At 54.4% G+C, this 21998-nt stretch carries 20 protein-coding genes and 1 tRNA gene; 11 read left to right on the top strand and 10 right to left on the bottom strand.

Annotation, left to right across the window (positions count from 1 at the left end; genetic code table 11):
- Window positions 1-17 precede the first annotated feature (17 nt).
- Window positions 18-104 (top strand) — tRNA-Leu (locus NH461_RS10250).
- 93 nt (window positions 105-197) lie between these two features.
- Here NH461_RS10250 and NH461_RS10245 read toward each other — a convergent pair.
- From NH461_RS10245 to NH461_RS10235, 3 genes are all read right to left on the bottom strand, one after another.
- Window positions 198-1922, bottom strand: coding sequence for an FG-GAP repeat protein (locus NH461_RS10245; RefSeq protein ID WP_261600259.1), 1725 nt, complete (start codon window positions 1920-1922; stop codon window positions 198-200).
- A gap of 82 nt (window positions 1923-2004) precedes the next feature.
- Complete coding sequence (locus NH461_RS10240; RefSeq protein ID WP_261600258.1) at window positions 2005-2880, bottom strand: SDR family oxidoreductase; 876 nt, start codon at window positions 2878-2880, stop codon at window positions 2005-2007.
- An 8-nt stretch (window positions 2881-2888) separates the two neighbouring features.
- Window positions 2889-3521 carry a TetR/AcrR family transcriptional regulator gene (locus NH461_RS10235; protein ID WP_261600257.1) on the bottom strand — a complete coding sequence of 211 codons (633 nt, stop codon included), beginning with the start codon at window positions 3519-3521 and terminating at the stop codon, window positions 2889-2891.
- 209 nt (window positions 3522-3730) lie between these two features.
- Here NH461_RS10235 and NH461_RS10230 point away from each other — a divergent pair, with 209 nt between their 5' ends.
- The 5 genes from NH461_RS10230 to NH461_RS10210 are packed head-to-tail and all read left to right on the top strand — an operon-like array spanning window position 3731 to window position 6961.
- Window positions 3731-4483 carry a 5-oxoprolinase subunit PxpA gene (locus NH461_RS10230; protein ID WP_261600256.1) on the top strand — a complete coding sequence of 251 codons (753 nt, stop codon included), beginning with the start codon at window positions 3731-3733 and terminating at the stop codon, window positions 4481-4483.
- Entirely contained in the window at window positions 4480-5181 is a 702-nt protein-coding gene (gene pxpB / locus NH461_RS10225; protein WP_261600255.1) for a 5-oxoprolinase subunit PxpB, read from the top strand. The genes NH461_RS10230 and pxpB overlap by 4 nt, the downstream gene beginning before the upstream one ends.
- Window positions 5182-5198: 17 nt before the next feature.
- On the top strand, window positions 5199-6107 hold the full coding sequence (locus NH461_RS10220) for a biotin-dependent carboxyltransferase family protein (RefSeq protein ID WP_261602881.1): 909 nt from the start codon (window positions 5199-5201) through the stop codon (window positions 6105-6107).
- Between the two features lie 30 nt (window positions 6108-6137).
- Window positions 6138-6695, top strand: coding sequence for a gamma-glutamylcyclotransferase family protein (locus NH461_RS10215; RefSeq protein ID WP_261600254.1), 558 nt, complete (start codon window positions 6138-6140; stop codon window positions 6693-6695).
- A gap of 14 nt (window positions 6696-6709) precedes the next feature.
- Window positions 6710-6961 carry a hypothetical protein gene (locus tag NH461_RS10210; protein WP_261600253.1) on the top strand — a complete coding sequence of 84 codons (252 nt, stop codon included), beginning with the start codon at window positions 6710-6712 and terminating at the stop codon, window positions 6959-6961.
- 51 nt (window positions 6962-7012) lie between these two features.
- On the opposite strand, the gene NH461_RS10205 is transcribed toward NH461_RS10210, so the two are convergent.
- A complete protein-coding gene (locus NH461_RS10205; protein ID WP_261600252.1) occupies window positions 7013-7816 on the bottom strand; it encodes a DUF3108 domain-containing protein in 804 nt (267 codons plus the stop codon).
- 337 nt (window positions 7817-8153) lie between these two features.
- Between NH461_RS10205 and NH461_RS10200 the strand changes: the two genes are divergently transcribed.
- Together NH461_RS10200 and NH461_RS10195 are read left to right on the top strand one after the other, a co-directional pair.
- Window positions 8154-8372 (top strand): hypothetical protein, encoded by a 219-nt coding sequence (locus tag NH461_RS10200; protein WP_261600251.1) that lies wholly within the window; start codon window positions 8154-8156, stop codon window positions 8370-8372.
- A 186-nt stretch (window positions 8373-8558) separates the two neighbouring features.
- Window positions 8559-9032: a DUF2947 domain-containing protein gene (locus tag NH461_RS10195; RefSeq protein ID WP_261600250.1), complete on the top strand. Its 474-nt coding sequence runs from the start codon at window positions 8559-8561 to the stop codon at window positions 9030-9032.
- 66 nt (window positions 9033-9098) lie between these two features.
- On the opposite strand, the gene NH461_RS10190 is transcribed toward NH461_RS10195, so the two are convergent.
- From NH461_RS10190 to NH461_RS10175, 4 genes are all read right to left on the bottom strand, one after another.
- Window positions 9099-11102: a diguanylate cyclase domain-containing protein gene (locus NH461_RS10190; RefSeq protein WP_261600249.1), complete on the bottom strand. Its 2004-nt coding sequence runs from the start codon at window positions 11100-11102 to the stop codon at window positions 9099-9101.
- A complete protein-coding gene (locus tag NH461_RS10185; RefSeq protein ID WP_261600248.1) occupies window positions 11095-11685 on the bottom strand; it encodes a YfiR family protein in 591 nt (196 codons plus the stop codon). The genes NH461_RS10190 and NH461_RS10185 overlap by 8 nt, the downstream gene beginning before the upstream one ends.
- Window positions 11686-11806: 121 nt before the next feature.
- Window positions 11807-12643 (bottom strand): pirin family protein, encoded by an 837-nt coding sequence (locus tag NH461_RS10180; protein WP_261600247.1) that lies wholly within the window; start codon window positions 12641-12643, stop codon window positions 11807-11809.
- A 295-nt stretch (window positions 12644-12938) separates the two neighbouring features.
- Window positions 12939-14582 carry a VRR-NUC domain-containing protein gene (locus NH461_RS10175; RefSeq protein ID WP_261600246.1) on the bottom strand — a complete coding sequence of 548 codons (1644 nt, stop codon included), beginning with the start codon at window positions 14580-14582 and terminating at the stop codon, window positions 12939-12941.
- Between the two features lie 179 nt (window positions 14583-14761).
- Here NH461_RS10175 and NH461_RS10170 point away from each other — a divergent pair, with 179 nt between their 5' ends.
- Window positions 14762-16204 (top strand): phosphatase PAP2 family protein, encoded by a 1443-nt coding sequence (locus NH461_RS10170; protein ID WP_261600245.1) that lies wholly within the window; start codon window positions 14762-14764, stop codon window positions 16202-16204.
- Window positions 16205-16329: 125 nt separating this feature from the next.
- Window positions 16330-19419, top strand: coding sequence for an FAD-binding and (Fe-S)-binding domain-containing protein (locus NH461_RS10165; protein ID WP_261600244.1), 3090 nt, complete (start codon window positions 16330-16332; stop codon window positions 19417-19419).
- Between the two features lie 182 nt (window positions 19420-19601).
- Here NH461_RS10165 and NH461_RS10160 read toward each other — a convergent pair whose 3' ends face one another.
- The gene (locus tag NH461_RS10160; protein WP_261600243.1) at window positions 19602-20486 is read right to left on the bottom strand and encodes a LysR family transcriptional regulator; all 885 of its coding nucleotides are present in this window, start codon (window positions 20484-20486) and stop codon (window positions 19602-19604) included.
- A gap of 169 nt (window positions 20487-20655) precedes the next feature.
- Between NH461_RS10160 and NH461_RS10155 the strand changes: the two genes are divergently transcribed.
- On the top strand, window positions 20656-21351 hold the full coding sequence (locus tag NH461_RS10155) for a cation transporter (protein WP_261600242.1): 696 nt from the start codon (window positions 20656-20658) through the stop codon (window positions 21349-21351).
- A 7-nt stretch (window positions 21352-21358) separates the two neighbouring features.
- Here the strand turns inward: NH461_RS10155 and NH461_RS10150 are convergent, their stop codons facing one another.
- Window positions 21359-21841, bottom strand: a complete 483-nt coding sequence (locus tag NH461_RS10150; protein ID WP_261600241.1) for an NYN domain-containing protein — start codon at window positions 21839-21841, stop codon at window positions 21359-21361.
- Window positions 21842-21998 lie beyond the last annotated feature (157 nt).

The following is a 21998-nucleotide window of genomic DNA, read 5'->3' as shown; positions in this document are numbered from 1 at the left end:
TCAAAACAGAATTGCGTGCCCTGGTGGTGGAATTGGTAGACACAAGGGATTTAAAATCCCTCGACGTTCGCGTTGTGCCGGTTCAAGTCCGGCCCGGGGCACCATTTTAACAACGGCTTACAGGCTTGTCCTGTAAGCCGTTTTTCTTTATGGCACCATTTAATGACCGCGATATTGCCTCAGTTTACCGGGCGTCATTAATACACCACGATCCGGCTGTTCAGGCTCGCAGGAATGACAGTGGTGGCATACATGGGGTCTCTGAATCGATACCCACTTGCCCCGACCGCAATGGTGGTACCATCTTCATTGAGATCCACGGTATGGCCAAAAAATGCATTTTCCTCAATCTCATTTGCTTTGAGCGTCAGGCCAAATTGCCAGTTTTGTTGTGCATCCAGGGTATAGATATGCACGGCACCAACATTTTCGAGTGGAGTGTTTGGTTGATCCGGCAGGCTGTCTTGAGAAGCCGTTGCACCGACGGCCAACACGCGTCCGTTTTGGCTCAGGCTCAATCCGTACTGGCTGAAACTATTGGTATTATCCTGCTGAGGACTGGCAACTTCCGAGGTAAATTGCCAGCGGTTTGCATCATCTCGGTGGTACACATAAACTTTACCGAAATTCGTATTTCTCCATCCGGGCATTGAGATAACCAGCGTGCGGCCATCGCTGTCCATATCGACTTCCGCGCCAAATTGTGCCACAGGCTCTCTTTCGCCGCGAAGCGACGCAGATAACTGCCAGATACCCTGCGCATTACGGCTGTAAGTCGAGACATGGCCATACTTGTAGTTATGGACAAAGTAGGGCATTCCGACAGCGACTTGCGAGCCGGAATAGTCGATGGCGAGACTATAGCCGTAGCCTTCATTCGCTTCGATATATGAGCCTTTCAGGTACTGTTTTTCAGCCCAGTTGCCGTTTGGCTGACGCTCGAACAAATACAGGCCGCCTGAATCTCTACCGCTATTATGATTCTCCTGCGGAGCGTCTGCTGTCGCGGCATCATGGCCGGTGGCCGTGACGGCAAGAACCTTGCCGCTCCCACTGAGCTTGACCTGGTGACCAAAGAAATCAAATGTATCTAGGCTGGAGGCGCTCTTGAGGTAGGCTTTTTCCTGCCAAGTACCAACTCCAGATTGTTCGAAGATATAGACGGCACCGACACCGTCAGTCGCATTGACCGTCGGGTCATCCACGCTTGTTGAGCTTTCCCCACTGGCTCCGACAGCGAGCGTTTTCCCGTTATCAGATAAGCTGATACTGACGCCGAACCAGTCGAAACCGTCGCCGTTAGTGGCAGTGATTCGGACCGGTTCTTGCCAGTTGCCTTCGTTATCCCGTTGATATACATATACCGCGCCCATCTGCTGATCAAAAAATAGGCCAGTGCCTTTATCTTCAAACGGTGCTGCGACTGCCAGCGTCGTGCCGTCGGCGCTCATCGTCACGCTCTCAGCATAGACAGAGTTTTTCTGAATGACGGTGGGCTCGAATGCGCTGGTTATTTTAACGAGTTCGGAAACAGGGAGAGACATCCGGTTTGAGTCTGTCACGCCCGATGTATTCACCGCTCGAATGAAATAGGGATGGCCTTGTATCGCTTTGACTGCCCGGGCGGATAAGGTGAGTTCTGTCTGATCAGTTGTTGCGACCTCGGAACAATTGCTGTCATTGGTCGTATCCGCGATACACAGTTGGTAGTACTTGGCCCGCTCGGCGGCTTGCCATGCAAAGTTGATACTCCCTTTTTGCGTTGTAAGTGCCGTAATCTCCTGGAAATTGAAGGCAGAAGGGAGGGGGTCGGGTTGGGTTCGTGGGGTGCTGTCGTCACCACCGCCGCCACATGCAGTTAAGAGTAAGGTTGTAAGTAAGGGCAGGCCCACGATGGGGGCGGGGTTATTCTTGTTTTTCATGTCATGATCCCTGACGTCGTGTATGCATAAGTCCCTGCTCGGCGGCAGGTTGGTGAATCTATCGTATCCTGTCTTTCCTGAATTACAGCTGGCGCTCCACGCTGTTCAGCGTTTGAAAATATTGTGCAAGTGTTCGCTCTCCGTAGGCCGGCGCGATCATGTCCTGTGCCGTGGCTGTGAGGAAAAACTCCGCTGTTCCGGTGTATTTTTCGGGTAAAGTTCGTGACATTTTAAGTAATAACTTGCGTAATATCTCTGGTACAAATGTCACTTTTTCAGGGTGTTGCACACTTTCAAAGGCAATCTCAGCGACTTGACGATGCGAGAGGATCTCCGGGCCGCCGATATCCAGCTCCCGGTCATTCGTATGGATGGCTTCCAGGCAAAACGTCGCTAAATCATCGCCATGGATCGGGTTCAGTTGCTGGGAGCCGTTCCCGAAAAGGTAAACCCGTCCTTGCTTGGCCATGTTGTAAAACTCAGTCATATCGGAGAAGAAACCATTCGGACGGATGACGCACGGCTCTGGGATTGAAGAGGTCAGCAGTTGTCCGGCAAAACGCTCTTTGGCCCGTAATAACCGAACGGTTTGAAAATTGGGCGCATTCAAGGCGGAGATGTAGATGAAGCGCCGGACACCGGCTTTTTCGGCTTCACGTAACAGGTTCAGGTTGGCCTGAAAATCCACATCCATATACCCCAGTCCATCGCGCTGTCGGGTGATCCCGACACAAGAGATCACCACATCGATATTGTCGCAACATCCGGTTAGCGACGCCGGTTCCGTGACCTGGGCGATTCGAATTTGCGGGTCTGTCAATCCCAACGCCTTGAGCCGGTGCGGATCTCTGGCTAAAGCCAGGAGAGGATAATCCCGGTTGAGAAGCTGTTTGACCAAGTGGCGTCCCAGGTAGCCGGTGGCACCGGCCAGCAGGACGCGAGGTTTCATTTCTGCCATCACAATTCTCACTTTGTCAGTAAATTGAGGAAAAACTGGGTTCTGAGTCCAACGTGCTGTTCGAGTTGGGTCGGTTCCAGCGGCATGTTGCCGGTAAAGCGGAGCTCATCATAGAAATCACTTTTCCACAGTTGAAACAGCATATCGGCCAGCTGAGCGGGTTCGAACATCGGCGAATGGACCTTGCCCTGCTCCAGGATCTGGCAGATCGCCGCCACGGCACGCTGTGGACCGTGTTGATACAACTGATCTTTGAGCCCCGTCATATGCGCACCGGCGGCGGCAATGGCGTTATCAAAAGCGATCACACGCGGCTGGCTGATCAGGGTCATCAGTTGGACCCCCAAGTTGTTGAGTCCTTGCTCCAGGCTGGTAGGATCGTCGGATCTGATGTTGGCCAATGCTGACTTGAGCGCAGTTTGGGTAAAACTGTCAACATATGCGCTGATGATGCCCTCCAGGTTGGTAAAGCGCCGGTACAGCGTCACTTTGGAAACCTGAGCAATACTGGCAATTCGTTCGATGGAGAGGCGGGCAATGCCATCTGTGGCGAGGATGGTGTCGATCGCATCGAAGATCTGCTGGGTTTTTTGCTGATCGACCGGACGGCCGGCTTGGGTGATCTGGGCTTCTGTTTTCATGAGATTGATTGCTTATTGCGTGAATGATCAAAATATATGCAAACCAATTATGAAACGCAAGCGTTCAATAATTAATGAGTGAGTATTAGTGGTTGGTTTTTATGGGGTTCACCAGAGCAGGCGGCGTGTGGAATGCGCACATTGATCCCCCTGTGGTTTGTGTATAAAGTTAAAGTAATCAGTGAAATAGAAGCTTGCAGGGAATCGCAATGAAACTGAACTGTGATATGGGTGAGAGTTACGGCATTTGGCAAATGGGAAATGACCATGCTGTGATGTCGTGGATTGATATGGCAAATATTGCCTGTGGCTTCCATGCGTCGGATCCGGATGTGATGGCTGAAACGGTGGCTTCAGCGCTAGCCCATGGTGTCGAAATTGGTGCTCATCCTGGTTATGACGATAAACCTGGTTTTGGTCGGCGCAGTATTCCGCATCTACCGGAGTCAATCACGCAGCTGGTGGCTTATCAGGCCGGTGCGTTGGAAGCCATTTGCCGATTGCAGGGGGGGCATGTTCGGTATGTCAAACCGCATGGTGCGCTGTATCACGATATGATGGCCAGCGAAGCCATATTCGAAGCCATGCTCAGAGCTGTCGCCGGCCTGAACCAGTTTGCTCCGATGCGGGCGGCCGAGCCGGTGAAGCTGATGATCCAGGCGCGCGCAGATAATGAAATTTATCAGGGGTTAGCACGCCGCTATGCGGTGGAGCTACTGTTCGAAGCGTTTGCGGATCGGGCGTATCGTGATGATGGCAACCTGGTGCCTCGCAGTGAGTCTGGCGCTGTTCACCGTGATCCGGCCCGGATCGAACAGCAAATCCGTGAACTGGCCGTGGGTGAGGTGACCACCGTTACGGGCAACAGACTGGCATTGCAGGCGGATACCGTCTGTGTCCACGGCGATAACGATGAATCCGTGGCCATGATTGCCCGGTTGCATCAGGTACTCAACCCATGATGCGTGTTGCCCCCGTTTCGGAAACTGCATTCATCGTTTATTTAGGAAGTCACATTGATACGCACCTCACCGAGCAGGTTGGCAGACTGGCCCGGTTCGTGAAAGCAGACTTTTCCGATGCGCTGATTGAAGTGATCCCCTCCTACACCTCCCTGTTTATCCAGTTTCATCCGCGCAAAACCACCTATGCGGTGCTGGAGCAGGCGATGTTTCAGTATCAATCGGTGCTGAAGCAGCCAGCTTCAGAGAGTGAATCCCAGACCGGCAAGCTGATTCGGTTACCGGTTTATTATCATCCGGACACGGGACCGGATTTAGCTGGCGTCGCGAAGGCACATGATAAAAGTGTTGAGGAAGTGATCGCCCTGCACAGCCAGCAGTCCTATACCGTGTGTGCGATTGGCTTTGCGCCCGGCTTTGCCTTTCTGGCCTCGGTTGATCCGGCGATTGCAACCCCTCGCCATGCCGAGCCCCGGTTAAGAGTGCCGGCCGGGAGCGTCGGGATTGCCAATGCGCAAACGGCTGTGTATCCGGCGGATTCGCCCGGCGGGTGGCAGATCATCGGGAACTGTCCGTTGCCGCTGTTCTCGCCGGACCGTGAGCCGATGACACCGTTTGCAGTCGGGGATAAGGTCAGGTTTGAGTCAATCGATCGGCAGCATTTTTTACAACTGGGAGGGATGTTGTGGCCGCATTAGAAGTCCTGCATCCGGGGATGCTGACCTTAATCCAGGATACCGGGCGGTTGGGCGTTGCCGAGCTCGGATTAAGCCAGGGAGGGCCGGTTGATTTGCATGCTTATTGCTGGGCCAATTATCTGGTCGGCAACGCGATGAACTGCCCGCAGCTGGAAGTCACCTTGGGGCAAGCCAGTTTTCGGGCACACACTGATCTGATTTGTGCGATCACCGGCGCGGACATGGTTGTGACGGTGGATGGCCAGCGGCAACCCCCCTGGCAGAGTTTTGTGGTGCATCAGGGACAAGTGCTGAAATTCGGCTATGCCCGGGACGGACTCAGGGCCTATTTGGCGGTCAAAGGTGGGTTTGATATCCCCCGGGTGCTGGGCAGTGCTTCGGCGGTGCCCCGTAATCAGCTCGGTGGCCTGAAGGCCGGGACTGCACTGGCTGAGGGCGATGTGCTGCCCGTGACACACGGTGAAATCAATGACCATGCGTTTCAGCCGAAGCGGGCGGCGCCGCGCTATATCCCGGATTATTCCGCGCCGGTTCGTCTGCGGGTGATGGAGTCGTATCAGTGCGATCATTTTTCTGAGCAAGCTAAGCAACGCTTTTACGCCAGTGCATATCAGATCAGCCAGCAATCCGATCGCATGGGATGTCGTCTGGAAGGCCCGGCAGTTGAGGCGGAGATTAACGGCATCATCTCTGAAGCCATCGCGTACGGCGCGATCCAGATCCCGCCAAACGGGCAACCGATTATTTTGTTGAATGACCGCCAGACATTAGGCGGATATCCTAAGCTGGGTTGTATTGCCAGGATGGATATGCCAAGGTTGGCCCAGGCAAGACCAGGTACTGCGGTTCAGTTTGTCCGGGGGAAATGGTCAGCCTTAAGCAAAGAATGGCAGGACTTTTCACAGTTTTTCGGTTTGCCGATGTAGCGTTTCATCGGTGACCGTTGGGGAGACAGTATGTATATTTTCGGTTACGGCAGCCTGATCAATCGTCATTCGCGGTTGTTGACGGGGCAGACCGGCGAAGCCGTGCCGGTGGTTGTCGATGGCTTGCAGCGACGCTGGGGCAAAGTCGACGGCAGCTACACCATTGCACCACTGGTATGCGAACCGGGTGAAGGGCGTTGTAATGGCGTGCTGGTCCGTGTCCATGACGGCTTTTTGCCGGAGTTTGACCGCCGGGAGAAGGGCTATCGCCGCATCGCCCTGGACCCGAGTGCGGTTCGCCCCGAGCAGGAGGTCACCCTCAGCGATGACCCGATTTGGGTCTATGTGCGTGAAAATTCTGCGCCGCCATGCCCGGATCAGCCGATTATGCAAACCTATGTCGACACTGTGCTGGCGGGTTGTTTATCGATTTCAGCGTCGTTTGCCCGTGCATTTGTCGACACCACTCAGGGGTGGCACCATGCGTTGGAAAATGATCGCCACCAGCCGAAATATGGCAATCTGGCCGGGGTTGAAGCGGCGCATTTGAGTCTGATTGACCAACTGGTCGCGACGGCCCGCCCTTAACTGAGCGGTGCAACATGGCAAAACCAAATAAGAAAGGGCCGACACAAACCGTCGAGATTTATTGTACCGGCTGTCAGGCCATTCTGTTTCAATACCGCAAGGGTGGCAAAGGCGCGTTGGTAAAATGCTTCAAGGAAAGGATCAGCCGGGACTATACCACCCAAGCGGGTGTGTGCCCGAACTGTGAGGCGGTGTTTGCGCGCGACACTTTGGTGCGCGGGGCCCCGGCGTTCAAAATGGTTGGTGGTAAAGTCCGCATGAAATAGGGGCTGCGAGCCGATTGCAGCCTGATGTTATTCATTGCAACGTTGGCGACCTTATGGAATTGAGGGCGTTGATTGCGAAGTGGCAGTAGATTGTATCGTGGCATTTGATTGCATCGTGGCTGTTGTCTGCGGGCATTGGATATCCTGGCGCAGCAGCATGGCTTTGAGATTCAACAGACGGCGCTCGTAGGTGGCTTTGACCAGTTGATAGTCCACCGCCGGCGCAAACCACATCACCAACTGGCGATCTGGTTTACGAACCTGCTCGACCCGGAATGCTTTCAGGCGGCCGAAGTTGGTGTTGATGTATTCCTGTCCTTTCACTTCAAAGTAATACCGGTCCACGTCATCGGTACCTTGCAGTTTGAAATCAAAAGATTTCTTTCCGTTCAGCAGATTGAGCCGGATCTGGCTACCGACGGCATCGCCATCACGGATCGGGATGTCCTGGCTGGTAAAGGTCAGGGTGTCGCCTTCATGTTGCAGCGATGTTCGTCGGCCATCCTCGCTGAACGTTGCCGAGGTCTGACCGGCCATCAAGCCGGAAATGTGGCGTTCAAAGGAGTGGGTTAAAAAGCCATTTTCCTGCTCAGACCAGAAGACCCGACTGTTCTGTCGGAACTGACTCTTCGACACCTTGATATCAATCGTGCTGTAGGAGCGGATTTGAACCTGATCCCCCTGCCAGTTAAGGGTTCGCTGGTAATGACCAATCCGGTGGTTGCTCAGGAACAAATCATACGTAAATGACTTGGTGCACTGATGGTATTGCTGTGCAGGGAGCGCCAGTGCTGATGGACTCAAAAGACCGACTCCCAACCCCAGTAGGGCATGCACGGCTAACTGTAATTTCACCAGACCTCCAGCCGACAGATATCGTCATTAAACGTTAGCAGTGGGTGTCTGATTACGCAAAAAAGCCGGGGGCTGAACCTGCCGGATGTGACTGCGATCCAGATAAAATTATGAATCTTTTTTTTCACAATTAATTCAAAACAATGAATGACTTAGCCGTAAAATGGCGTTTTCGTTGTTGCAACGGGCAGCGCTGTCAAAGTTAACCCATTGAAAGTAAATGCTTTGCGTTTGTCGCGGTAGACCGTAAATATGACCGTTTGATGTCGGAAATTTGACGGCCTTCCGACTCGCTCCTATTTTTATCTGGGTTTAATTGACAGAGAGGTGAGGTCCGATGAAAAAAATGAATTCAGCATATCGTCTGCGGGTGATTAAAGAAGTTGCAACACGACAGCGGTTGCTGGAAAACGGTGATCCGATGGCCTGCCACATCTCTCAACTGTTACACGAACGACACCAGCAAGCGCCGACAATCGAACAGCACTTTAGTGGCTGTCATTATGATGCCAATATCGGCGGCTGGGTCAGTAATCTTTGGGACGCCAAAAAGTAATTGAAATCACGCTGCTTCGGAGCCGGTCCTGCAGCAATCACTGTGCGCTCTGCTGGCTCCTGTCTCGAACATCCTGCTGTTTCCCCGACGAAGATTGCGGTCTTTTTCAACAGCTTTTTCTGCAACACTGGAACAATCCAGACGACTGAGGTACATTGCCCGGGCATTGTAATGTTAGGTCGCAGCATGAACTACATAGAGTTAGACAGTTATTCCCGCAAGTGGATTTTTACCCACGCCTCCATGCCGGTCGCGGCAGAAGATTTATCCCAGATTAAGCCTTTAACGCAGGCACGCTCCGCAGAGCTCTGGCGCGAACACATCAGCAAACAAAGCCCGGATGCCGATCATTTCGGTAAAGGGGATTGGCCGAGTGAGAGTGCTCTCTGGAGTGAAGCGCTGGACTGGCAGGGCGACTGGGATGGTGATGAGCCGGATCTGCCGGCAGCAATTGCTGAGTTCATCGATTGGGAAGACAACACCACAGTATTTTTCTGTTATGAGAAATACAATGTGATTGAAACCAAGTGGGGCGTGTTCAAGCGGAACTGGAAAAACTTCCTGTTTTTCGATGATGGCCCACTGCTGATTGGCCGCAAGAAAGCGCAGTCGGTATGGTTCAGCTCAAAAGGCACCTTTCAGTGCGCCTGCCGCCCGTAAGATCGCCGGAAGCGGGTGGATTGCGGCGATAGGACCGCATCCCCCCAAATGGCTTAGCACTGTGCCTTATACACTCCGCGGGCCGGGATGGTAGGTGTTGAACTCAATAATCTGCCCTTTGCCGGAAAGCTTGGCGCCGTACATGGCTTTGTCGGCCCGCCGTAAGATATCTTCGACGGTCAGCCCCTGCTCCGGGTGAACATAGTAGCAGCCGATACTGGCCCCCATATCAACCTGCGCTTCCTTCTCCAGTTGGATGGGCTCTCTGATCCGGCGCAGGAGCCGTTGGCTGGTCAGCACGACATCAGCTTGCTGGCCCACCGGATAAATCACCGTTACGAATTCATCACCAGCCAGCCGGGCAACGAGATCGCTGCGACGCACGGTGCGATTGAGACGCTCTGCAATAATCTTCAGCACCAAATCCCCGGCATTGTGACCATAGTTGTCATTGATTTGTTTGAAGTCATCCAAATCGATAAACAGTACGGCAAACAGCTGCTGGGACTGTTGTTGTGCCATTAATAAGTGATCGATTTCCTCGCACAGTTTGCTGCGGTTGGCCAGGTTGGTCAGCGGATCGTGCGTCGCCAGGTGTTCCAGTCGTTTCATCTCTTTCATTGAGCGTAGGTCGGAGGCGATCAGGACGGTTTGCAAGTCGTGGCTGTCTTTGATGTTATTGATCCGTACCAGCAGCGGAATATAAGAGCCGTCTTTACAGCGCTGGTTAATTTCCCCCTGCCAGTGACCGGTCTGTGCCAGCTCGCGCATAATCAGCTGCTCCATCCGGCCAAAGGTGGCGACATCGATGAATCGGTGGAAATGACGGCCGATCACTTCCCGGGCGTCATAGCCTAAGTATTGTGTGAATGCCGGGTTGACCATCTGGACCTTGCCGGCGCTGTTGAGGAGCATGATTGCATCCTGACTGCTGTCGAAGACCTTGGCGGCCATCTTTTGCTGCCGCTGCGCTAACTGGCGTTTGGTCACATTCTCAATCGCAAACAGGGTTTGCTGGCGTTTATGCAACGGGCGACTGGTGAGCTGATAGTACCGGGTCTCGCCGCCCGAATTGGCGCCAATCACTACAGTCTGATCAAGCTGGTGTTCCCCTTTGAGTACGGCCTGCACCTGGCTTTGAAATATGTCCGGCGCTTCCGGCCGGATGGCCGCTTTAATTTGCATGCCGAGCAGATTGTCCGGTTTGTGTTCTAAGACCCCTGCGCAGGCTTCGTTGGCCAGGGTGATGCGCTGCTGGGCATCGACCACAATCAACGCATGTTGAACTGTCTCGATAATATCGTCAGCAAAGGCCTTCTCATCGCCCAATTGGCGCAGCGTCGCGCGGATCTTGGCATTCCGCTCGTTCAGTTTGACCTGCATGCTGTTGAAACATTTAACCAATTCGCCCAGCTCATCATAGGTATGGGGCTGGAGCGGCGCCGGATTTTCATTCTTGATGATCCGGGTCATCGCGTGGTTGAGCTGGGTGATGGGCTGTGTCACCCAGGTTTGGATCCGGTTGACCACATAGGCACTGATGGCAAAGATCACCAGCAGCAACGCAAAGCTGATCTGAAAATGGGTCCGGCGAACTTCTTTCAAGGTTTGCAGGGAGACGGCAATGTGCATGTGGGCAATCGGCTCATTGTCCAGGGTCACCGGCACGATCAGATAGAGCAGATCATCTCCGAAGTGGTGGCCCTGGCTGGCAATCTGGTGCTGCTGCTCGGTGCTCGGTGGCACGAAAGTGAGCGCCGGATTTTCATAGCGGGCGAACACGCGATGATCGGGGTGTTCAAGCCGGACCCAGGCCACCAATGGATCCGCTTTAAAGGCTGAGAGCACTTCATTACCGACGACAGGATCGTTGAACAGAACGGCAGCGGTGAGATTCATGCCGACACCACTGGCCAGGATCCGGGTCCGGGTTAGCAGATTCTGCTGCTCAATGCTGAGATAGTTCTGATACGTGATGAACTGAAAACAGAGAAAAACCAAAATAATGACACTCATCACCGGGATGGAAAGCCGCTGGCTTAACGAGAGTCGTCGCATCAACTTACTCATCCCGGCCCCCGGTTTTTACATTCGCGGGGAGTAGGGCAATTCGCAGCAAGTGGGCGCTGATCGTCAGTTCGCTGCGATTAACATGCTCCAGGGCAATGGCGGGTTTGATGCGGTGCTGGTAGGTCCGGAGCTCAATCATGCCGCCTTTTTGCAGAAACACATCACTGTCACTGACGGTAAGGATCCCGCGAATTTGCGGCACGACCGGGAGATAAGCCAGTCGTTCGGCCGTGAGATAGAGGATGTCACACTGTGTCGACAGGCTGTTCAGATCATCCAGCGTTTGAATGTTGAATTGTTTATTCGGTTGATTCTTGCGCTCGACCAGTTGGTGCAGGGTTGCGGTGACTGGATCGCTGCCGTAGGTGCAAAATCGGTTGGGATGACGCTGTTCGGGCCAGCGGACAAAGTTGGCAAAGTAATAGATATACAGTGCTTTGATCCGGGCTTTGCTGGCGACAGACGGCGGCGGGGTATGGCCCATGTCCTGGGTATCAGCCGGAAATGGCATGAGTCCGATGGCAAACAGGGCCAGGCGCAGAAAGCGTCGCCATCGGGGCTTCGAATGATGGTGGTATGTCATCCATCCGTTGCAATACTGCCTGAATTTGCCCATACCGCCTCACTGTCGAACTGGAACTGACCGCTGGCTTGTCCTCGACACCAAACCTCGAAATCAAACCTCGAAACCGAACAGGGTTCGGTTAATGTCTGGATTTGCGTGCGGCCAGCAGCTCGGCAATGTGTCGGGTCCCGGAGACCAGGTTGGCGGCAGTCGAATGCACTGAACTCCCCGAAGAGACAAAGTGCTGGTGCAGCGGTTCACCCAAGGTGACAAAGAACCGGGCGCCGAGCCGGCCGGTTTTGATTTCCAGCGGCAGGGCAGAAGGATATAGGGTGCCCATTTGGTGCGGGTGGAGCTGATTACCGTTGATATAGATCATCCCGGAGCGGACATAGAGAAAGCCGGTCGTTTGCTTGGCATCGGGTTCAAATTGCCAGCATCCGTAGGGGGCGATCATAATATCCAGATACGTGACCGGAATGCTGTAGGGCACCGGGCTCATGATGTCTTTGTACTGGCCGATCAGGACCTTGGTTGTCGAGTCGGTCTCTTCGACCAGCGGAATACACGGGGAGGCAATATTCACACTGGAGGCTTCAGCCATTTCAGAGTGTCCTGCCGGAAGTGCGGTCCACAAGCTAAATGACTCGACCCGGCCGTCCTGCGGCGTCATGGTGTCTTGGTGAATGATGCCGTTTCCGGAGGTCATGACATGGATATCACCACTGTTGAGGGTGACATGGCTGCCGGCAGAGTCATGATGGCGCAGTCGTCCCGTGACAGGGTAACTGATCGCATCAATACCGGAATGGCCGTGGTAATCGAGGCCGATGGAGCGGACGATTTCTTTGGCTTCAAAGTGATCCCACAGGACGAAAGGATCGAGCTCATACATGTCGTCCGGATTAATGAAGGTGGTGATCGCGCCGGATCGGTGACCATAGCGGATTTTGTTGATCGTTTTTGTATTTTTCATGCCCAAATACCACGTACCACTGCGACTGATTCAGAGGTCGGATTTGAACTGCCTGCCAATATTCATGCGTGCCTGGTGTGGTGACGCGTAGGCCGCAATATCAATCTGACGGGCTGGACCACGACAGCTCGGATCTGTGTCCTGATCAGTCTGGTATAATTACGTATTTTAATGATTAAATCTTAGACCTTCCCTTCTGATTTGCTCAAGCGATGCGGTGGAAAATCCCGCTTTTTTGGGACTTTTTTGTTCCGAATTTCATACTTTATCCTGAGCCGTTTTGACCGGAACTCGACTAAGGCTGATCCGGCTCGTCGGCATTATTGTTCCAGCGGACATAGTCGACGCGCGCCGGGATATTCAACTCGGCAAAGGTTCTCAGCCAACGGATTTGATTACTTTGCAATTTATCTCCGGGACCTTTGACTTCGACCCATAGGTATTGGCCGGATTGAAACAGGATCAGGTCCGGCAGCCCGGCGCGGTTGCTGCGGGGATCAAACAGGATCCGCTCAAACAGCCGGGCCAGCAACGGGCCGGAAAAACATGCGGTACTCAGGGTCAGGAGCTCCGGCGGGAGCAGCGGCCAATTGACCCAGTCATTGCTCAGGCCGTACTTTGCATCGTAGACGCGGTGCCAGTGTTGCCAGCGACCCTGCGCAATATCCTGTAGTCGTTGCTGGATTTGCCCCTGGCGTTGTTGGGTGAACTCGGGCTGGAACATATCCCGGGGCGCGCGCTGGTACGGGTTAAGAAATGCTCCCGGAACCGGCGCAAAGATGATGTCCCAGAAGGCCAGGCCAAACAGCCCGCACAGCAAGCTGTTTTCGGTATAAAACACCTGCCAGCCCTGCACGGTGTAATACTCGGCGACTGCCAGCTCGACCCGCTGCCCCGTATACGCCAGTTGGAGGTGGCTCTCTGTAATATCCGGTTCGGGGACCGGCGCAAACGGATGATTGAGCTGACGGCAAAGCTTTTTCTCCAATCGGGCCGCCACATCGGCTTCTTCTTCATTGTGGGGTGCCTGTCGCATTTGCCGGGCTAAAGTCAGCGCGCTGTCCGGATCGCCGAGCTTATTCAGTATCCGGGCCTGACGCTCCCGGGAAGGGGGGAGCTCACTCTGGCGAAACAGTGCCAAGGCGACATCAAAGTGTTCGGCTCGCTCCAGGTCACGGGCGATCAGATTGATCAGTTTTTGTCGTCTGCGTTCCAGCGGCGGCCAGTCATATGTCGCGGGGATCTGCTGGGCGAGGGCGGGGATCGGCTCTGGATCTTTGCGATCTTTCGCCTGCCAGTATTGGTCGCTGAGATCAGACAGCATCAACCACTGCTCAATCTGCTGGCGTGCCGTAAATAAGCGGTTGTTGCGATCAACCGGATAAGCTTCAAACTGGTGCAGGCCGAGATCTGTCAGCACAAACTGGCTGAGATCCTGGTGCCGGTTGCCGAAAAACAGCAGCAGGAACGTGCTGAGATATTGTTGATGGCAGATCCGCAGAATATCGTCTCCGAAGTCCTCCGGGGCGGGGGCGCGTGCCGCCAGCGCTTCGACTAGTTGCGGTTTGCGGGCCTGCTTGAAAGGCGATAACGCCGGAAACCGACTCAGCAGTTCTGGTTTGGTGAACAAAGCGGCCAACTGCTCGGTGGGCCAGGTGTGCTGGTGCCACTCAATCAGGCCCCGATCGGCCAGGGCTCTGGCGGCGCAAGCCAAATCACCAATCTCCGGGTAGCTGAGTTTGCCGAGACGGAAAAACTCACCCTTGCGTGACAACAGGCGGACGTACAACATCTGTGCTTCGGCGGTGAGCCCTCGAAACTGAACGACCCAGTGTGACTCATCGTCACTGAGCAAATCCTGGTAACGCTGCTCGACTGTGTCAATCAGTCGGCGAAAGTTGTGCAGGTAATAATCAGGTGCAAGTTCAATGGGGGTCATCGTGGGTCCTGTAACCGGTTGTTATTCCATATCTTGTTGTTATATTTGATAAAAATAATGTCGTAAGTAGGACATTCCCCAGCGAGCTGATATGATGAGCAGAAATGTTTGGGGAAAGGTTTGCTGTGTTTGCCTGTCTATTTTCTGTATTCCGATATTTATTCATATTTGCTCTGGGTATGATCGCCATATCTGCAAATACCTTTGCCGCCTTACAAGAGAGCAGTGCTCCGCCATCCGAGTTGCTGGGTGCTTCCTGTGTTATTCGCCATGATAATCAACTTGTCATGTTCTCTGAAGCCATTATCCGAAAAATGTCACTGCCGGGGGGCTATATTGATGCAGGCGAGACGGCTGCCCAGGCGGCGGCCCGAGAAGCACTGGAAGAAACCGGAATTGAGGTGGAAGTCAAAGACTTGATCACCTATCGGGGGCGGGCTGCTATTTTCAGTTGCGTGGCCAAAACGCCGATCCTGGTTTCTTCTTTTCAGGATCCGTCCGGTTATCCCATTGTCGCCTCCTGGTTTGCCAAACATTATGCCAAGGAAGTGCGCCGGGTTTATTTAGTCGATCCGACGTTATTGACAGAAAAGCAGTACCGTTACCCTCAGGATGTCAGCAGTTTACCGCAATGGCTGGCCCAGACCCCGTCCAGCGCCATCGAAGTGTATGCCGTTTTAGCTCAGCATGCATACTCCTATCACCGACTTGAACTGGAATGGATCGAAACGCTCCAGAATTGGACGCGTTCGTTGCCCGCGCCGCTCGAACAGGGGGTCGAATGGCTGATGTGGGGGTTGAACCTGCCGGGAGAAGCCAAAGTGCTCGCCTTACTGGTTGTCGGGGTGACGGCTTGGTTTGGTCCCCGTGCCATGTTACAGCTGTTTGTGATCCTGATGCTGACGATGTTGACCAGTTCATTGATTAAGCTTGGCGTGGGCTCACCGCGCCCTTCCGACATTATGCCGGAACTTCAAAAAGTCAATGCGTACGGATTTGGTCTTCCCAGCGGTCACACGCTGACGGCCACCGTCTTGTGGGGCATGGGCTGGTCCTGGCTGAGCCACCGGGTCGGCCCGTTGCTGCGGTGGGGGACCTTCTGTTTATTACCGCTCCTGATTGGCGGGCAAGCACTGGCCCGGGTCTGGTACGGCGTCCATTTTTTCAGTGATATTGTGGTGAGCATTCTGCTGGGGCTGGTGTTGCTGGCACTGTTTCAGTGGTGGCAGGCGGCACAACGCTTTCCGCTGGCGGCGATGGTTGTCAGCCGCGGATTCTGGTTTATCAGCGCTTTGATATGCGGCCTGATTGCAGTGCTGACCCAGGCCCCGGATCATACGTATCTGTTTGCCGGGCTGGTGGGGCTTTTATTAGTGGTCGATCAACTGCCGGCAGCCGGCAGTATCCCGACTATGGTGACACGATGGCAGATTCTGGTGGCTTCTGTGGTGGGGGTGAGCCTGGTGATGCTGGTCACCGAATTGATTTCCGACCACAGTTCGGTCAATGCCATGGTGTTGGTGATCTGGGCCATCGGCTGGGCGCTGGCGTTGATGTGGCTGGTGGGGGCACCATCCGTCATCATCCGCCGTCAGGAACGGATTGCCAGGATTCCTCACTGATTTAGCGCCGTGCGCAATGTCACGCTTTGTTTCATATTTGGAGTGCGGTAAAGTGAGGGCAAACGATTTCTATAAGAGAGGCCAGTAGCCGTAGGGAACGGCGGTAATACTGGACAAGGAGAGCAATGTTACCTGTATTGACCCATCAGAATAGTATCGACGATGTCGTACTGTCTTATCTGCATGCATTAGAACAAGCCGGGTTCACCGGCGATATTGAGCAGAGTTATGCCAGCCGTCTGGCGGTTGCAACCGATAATAGTGTCTATCAGCAACTGCCGCAGGCCGTGGTGCTGCCGCGCTCGACCGAAGATTTGGTGCGGATTGGCCAAATCGGCCAGCAGGCTGAATTTCGGGCCATCACCTTTTCTGCCCGGGGCGGCGGTACCGGCACCAACGGGCAGTCACTGACCCCGGGGATCGTGGTTGATTTATCCCGCCACATGAACCAAATCCTGGAAGTGAATCCGGAAGAGGGCTGGGTTCGGGTGCAAACCGGGGTGATCAAAGATCAGCTCAATGATGCGCTGCGTCCCCACGGTTTTTTCTTCTCGCCGGATCTGTCGACCAGTAACCGGGCCACCATCGGCGGGATGATTAACACCGATGCATCCGGTCAGGGCTCCCTGAAATACGGTAAAACCTCGGATCATGTGCTGGCGCTCAAAGCGGTGCTGGTGGACGGCTCAGTGCTCGACACCGCGCCTCTGACGGAGCAAGCGCTGGCGGTACAGAGCCAGGGCGATGATTTTGCCGCCCGGGCGCTCCGGGTTTCGGCGCAGGTGTGTCGCGACAAGCGTCAGCAAATCCTCGATAAATTCCCGCCGCTGAACCGCTTTCTGACCGGGTATGACCTCAAGCACGGCTATGATGAGGCGATGTCGCAGTTTGATATTGCACGCCTGTTGTGCGGCGCGGAAGGCTCGCTGGCGTTTATTGCCGAGGCAAAACTCAATATTACCCCAATCCCGAAATCCCGCACTCTGGTCAATATTAAGTACGACAGTTTTGATTCGGCGCTGCGCAATGCCCCGATGATGGTCGAAGCGGAGGCGCTGTCGGTGGAGACGGTGGATTCGCGGGTACTGAATCTGGCCAAGCAGGATATCGTCTGGCATACCGTCAGCGATTTGCTGACAGATGTACCGGGGAAAACCCTGCTCGGGATCAACATGGTCGAGTACGCCAGTAATGATCCGGCGGAAAACCGTCGTCAGGTTGAGGCGTTGTGTGCGCAGCTCGATGCGTTGATGGCTCGCGGTGAGAGTGGGGTGATTGGCTATCAGGTGTGTGATGATCTGGCGGGGATCCAGAAAATTTACACCATGCGCAAAAAAGCGGTTGGCTTGCTGGGTGCCGCAAAAGGCAGTAAAAAGCCGGTGCCGTTTGCCGAAGATACCTGTGTGCCACCGGAAAACCTTGCCGACTTTATCGTCGAGTTCCGCCAGCTGTTGGACGAAAAGCAACTCGACTACGGGATGTTCGGCCACGTGGATGCAGGGGTACTGCACGTGCGTCCGGCGCTGGACATGTGCGATCCGGCGCAGGAACGCCTGATGAAGGAGATTTCCGATCAGGTCGTGGCGCTGGTGGCCAAATACGGCGGCCTGATGTGGGGCGAGCACGGCAAAGGCTACCGCTCTGAATACGGCCCAGAATTTTTCGGCGACGAGCTATTTACTGAGCTGCGGCGGATCAAAGCGGCATTCGACCCGGATAACCGGATGAACCCGGGGAAAATCTGTACCCCGCTGGATAGTGATGCCGAGCTGGTCCAAGTCGATGGCGTGAAACGCGGTACTTTTGATCGCCAAATCCCGGTCAAGGTGCGTGATAGCTTCAGCCGCGCGATGGAATGTAACGGCAACGGGTTATGTTTTAACTATGACACCAGCTCGCCGATGTGTCCGTCGATGAAAATCACAGCTGATCGCCGCCATTCGCCGAAAGGCCGGGCCGGGCTGGTCCGTGAGTGGTTGCGACTGCTGGCCGAGCAGGGGATCGATCCGGTGAAGCTCGAAGAGCAACTGATGAGCCGCACCCCGTCGGTGAAGCAAATCATCGACCGCTTCAGAAATACATTCGGTGCCGGCAAGCAGACGTATGATTTCTCCCATGAAGTGATGGACGCGATGAACGGCTGTCTGGCCTGTAAGGCCTGCGCCAGTCAGTGTCCGATCAAAGTGGATGTGCCGAGCTTCCGCTCCCGCTTTATGAATCTCTACTACAGCCGTTACCAGCGTCCGGCCAAGGACTATCTGGTGGCGTATGTCGAAAACTATCTGCCGCTGATGGCCAAGGCCCCGGTGACCTTCAATGCCCTGATGCGCCCGTCATGGTCGAAAAAGTTGACCGAGAAAACCATCGGTTATGTCGACATGCCGCCGCTGTCGGTCCCGACCTTGCTGGAAGGGCTTGATGGCCACCATGCGACCCGGTTTGATCTGCAATGGTTACAGGCCCTGTCGGCGCAGGAGCGTGAAGACTATGTGCTGATCGTCCAGGATCCGTTTACCAGTTATTACGACGCTGAAGTGGTACGTGATTTTGTCCTGCTGGCGGAAACTCTGGGCAAAAAACCGCTGCTGGTGCCGTTTAAACCGAACGGCAAGGCGCAGCATGTGAAAGGCTTCCTGCGTCAGTTTGCTAAAACCGCTCGCAATACCGCAGATTTCCTCAACCAACTAGCCCAGCTTGGGATCCCGCTGGTCGGGGTCGATCCGGCACTGGTGTTGTGTTATCGCGATGAATATCAGGAAGTGCTGGGGGAGACCCGCGGCGACTTCCATGTGATGACCGCACATGAATGGCTGCTGCCGCTGTTGCCGTCGCTCCCGGTCCGGTCGATGCGCGAAGCGGATCGCTGGTACCTGTTTGCGCACTGTACGGAAAAAACCAAAATGCCGAATGCGGAAAAAGAGTGGGCGCAGATCTTTGCCGGGTTCGGGGCGAATCTCATGCCGGTTTCGGTGGGATGTTGCGGCATGGCCGGCACTTTCGGTCATGAAAAAGACAAGTTGGCGATGTCCCGCGGGATCTACGATCTGAGCTGGCAGCCGAACTTGGAGCAACTCGATACCGAGCGTTGTATGGCAACCGGTTATTCATGCCGCAGCCAGGTGAAGCGGTTTGAGCATATCCGGATGAAACACCCGGTCCAGGTTCTGCTGCAGGTCGCCAGAGCGAACCCTGTGTCGGCAACCCAGGCGGGCTGACTCGGTCATCCATTTGCTCTGGATTTAGCTTGCCATGTCTGTGGCAAGCTTGCCAGGTGACCAGTGAAACAGGTTGGCTGTGGTGTAAGCTGCTGATCAACTAGACAAGGCGACTGCTTTTACAGGCAGTCGCCTTGTTTTTTTTTGCGAAGATAGCAGTCCCGTTAACGCGGGGCAATCGGTTAATGATTCGCTTCGAGTAGATAGTCTGCCAGCTGATCGGAAAGCCACTGGATCACACTTCCCGGACGGCTGTCGCTTTTCATTATTTCCCCATAAGACTGCCAGCTCATCGCCTGATTGTATTTGAGGACCTTCAGCGTGCCTTCCCGTAAATACTCATTGATCAGCAGCGCTGGGACATAGGCCCAGCCGGTATTGTCCAGTACGGCATCACGCATGTGCTCAAAAAAGGGTAGGGCAATAAAGTTGCTGGCCCTTGGCGTGAAAGCTTTCAGGCTCTCGTCGTCAATATAGGCCAGGGCAACCTCAGTGTAGCGATCCATATCGCTGCGTTTGACCTGGCGCAGCCGCCCGAGCGGATGCTCTTGATGGGCGACAGACATCATTCGGATCTGCCCCAGCTTGTTCTGCGCCACCTGTGAAATCCGGTGATCATCGGTGAGCAGGGTATACGCTACATCCACAATATTTTCCTGCACCATCTGCTCCAGCTCCGGTGGCGGCGCGACATAAATCGAGATACTGGTGTTGGGAAACCGTTCACTCATCGCTTGGATCAACTGACGCCACAGGATTTCCGGCAGGGCATCATCCCGGGCAATTCGCAGGCTCGTCTCGACGCCGTTCAGGTGCTGGTGGCATTTGTCCTCAATATCTTTGCTGATCTGCAGCAGTCGCTCACAGTCGTTGGCGATGGCTTCGCCGATCTCGGTCAGCATCACTTTGTTCCCGGAGCGGGTGAGTAGCTGGACGCCCAAGTCATCTTCCAAGGCACTTAAGGCGGCGCTGACGGTGGTGCGGCTTTTGTTGAGTTTTCTCGCCGCTTCCGCAATGGAGCCGCTTTGGCTGGTATGGATGAACATCTCGACCTGGCTGATTTTCACATTGGCTCCGCTTAGATGATTCGTGTCATGAATAAAATTTATTGGCTTTAGCGACGAAAAAGTTGTCGCTCAGTGATTATAGCAACCAACTATCATCAGGTAACCTTACGGCTGTGTGATCAGATTCGAGATATCCGACGAAAAATATGTCGGTTTGTCAGAGGTAGTTATGTTGACCAATATACAATTAGAACGCCGGTTACTTCAGTTCTCCACATTTTCCTCCTTGATGTTTGCCCTGATGGGGATTGGCCTTGGGCTGTGGATGGGGTCGTTAGTGATCGTTTTCGACGGTGCTTATTCCTTCATCAGCCTGGCATTAACCCTGGTATCCCTGGCTGCAGCGGCGTATATCCGCAACCCGGCGGTCGCCGCGCAGCCGGAGCGCGTTGCGATAATTGAACCCGCGGTGATTGCGTTGAAAGGCATTGTGATTACCGTGATGTGTTGCTTGTCATTCAGCTCTGCGGTGGTGGCGATCCTTCATGGCGGCCGGGAGGTGGATGCCGGACTGGCCCTGCTGTTTGGGGTGGTGAATGTGCTTGGCTGTCTCGCAACCATGTGGGTGATGGCCACGCAGGGGAAAAAGATCCGGTCGGGTTTAGTGACTGCTGAGATTAACCAGTGGCTGATGGATACGGTGATCAGCGGTGCGGTGATGATTGGCTTTATTCTGGCATCGGTGATGCGTTTCACGCCTTGGGCGGAGTATGCGGTCTACGCTGATCCGGTGATGGTGGTGGTGGCGTCGATTTACTTTGTGATTGTGCCGTTGCGAATGGTCTATGGCGCACTGGGTGATTTGCGTGGTGCTGTTGCCGGTCAGTCACAGACCGGCAAGCTGGCCAACAGTGGGGTGGAGTGAATTTGAATTACTTGCGGTTAAGCAACAGGGTATGCTCGATTTCCCGAAAATGGCTGGCGGCATCAATCAGCGAGCTGGCGGTGAGCGCCGGCACGCCATAGATCTCAACATCCGCCTGGTAGCGCGAACGCACTTTATCGACCAGTAAATCAAAATCCCCGTCGCCGGAGAGTAGAATCACCCGATCGACTTCCGGCGCATGCTCAATGACATCTAACGTGATCCCGACATCCCAGTCGCCTTTCGCCGAGCCGTCGCTGCGTTGAATAAAAGGTTTGAGCTTCACCTCGAAGCCAATACCACGCAGGATATTCTGAAACTGCCGCTGCTTTTCATCGCCCCGGTGGATGGCATAGGCATACGCGGCAACGACTTCTCGTCCTTGCGTCGCTTCAGCCCAAAAGGCGTTGTAATCAAAGTTACAGCCATAAGTATCTTTCACGGTGTAGTAGATGTTTTGTACATCGACGAAAATAGCGACTTTTTCCACGGGAACTCGGCAGGTAAATGAATAAACTCAGCAAGAGTGCCTGTGAATCGGTCGAAATACAAGTCGGTCAGGATGTTGTAAGGAAATTTTGTAGGCTCTTGTCGCGGCAGGGAAAACATGTGACAGTTAGCAGGGTAACTTGTCGAAGTTGAGAGCA

Source organism: Photobacterium sp. TY1-4 (assembly GCF_025398175.1).
GTDB lineage: Bacteria > Pseudomonadota > Gammaproteobacteria > Enterobacterales > Vibrionaceae > Photobacterium.
The sequence above is the reverse complement of the archived record's forward strand: the minus strand, read 5'-3'. Positions and strand labels throughout refer to the sequence as shown.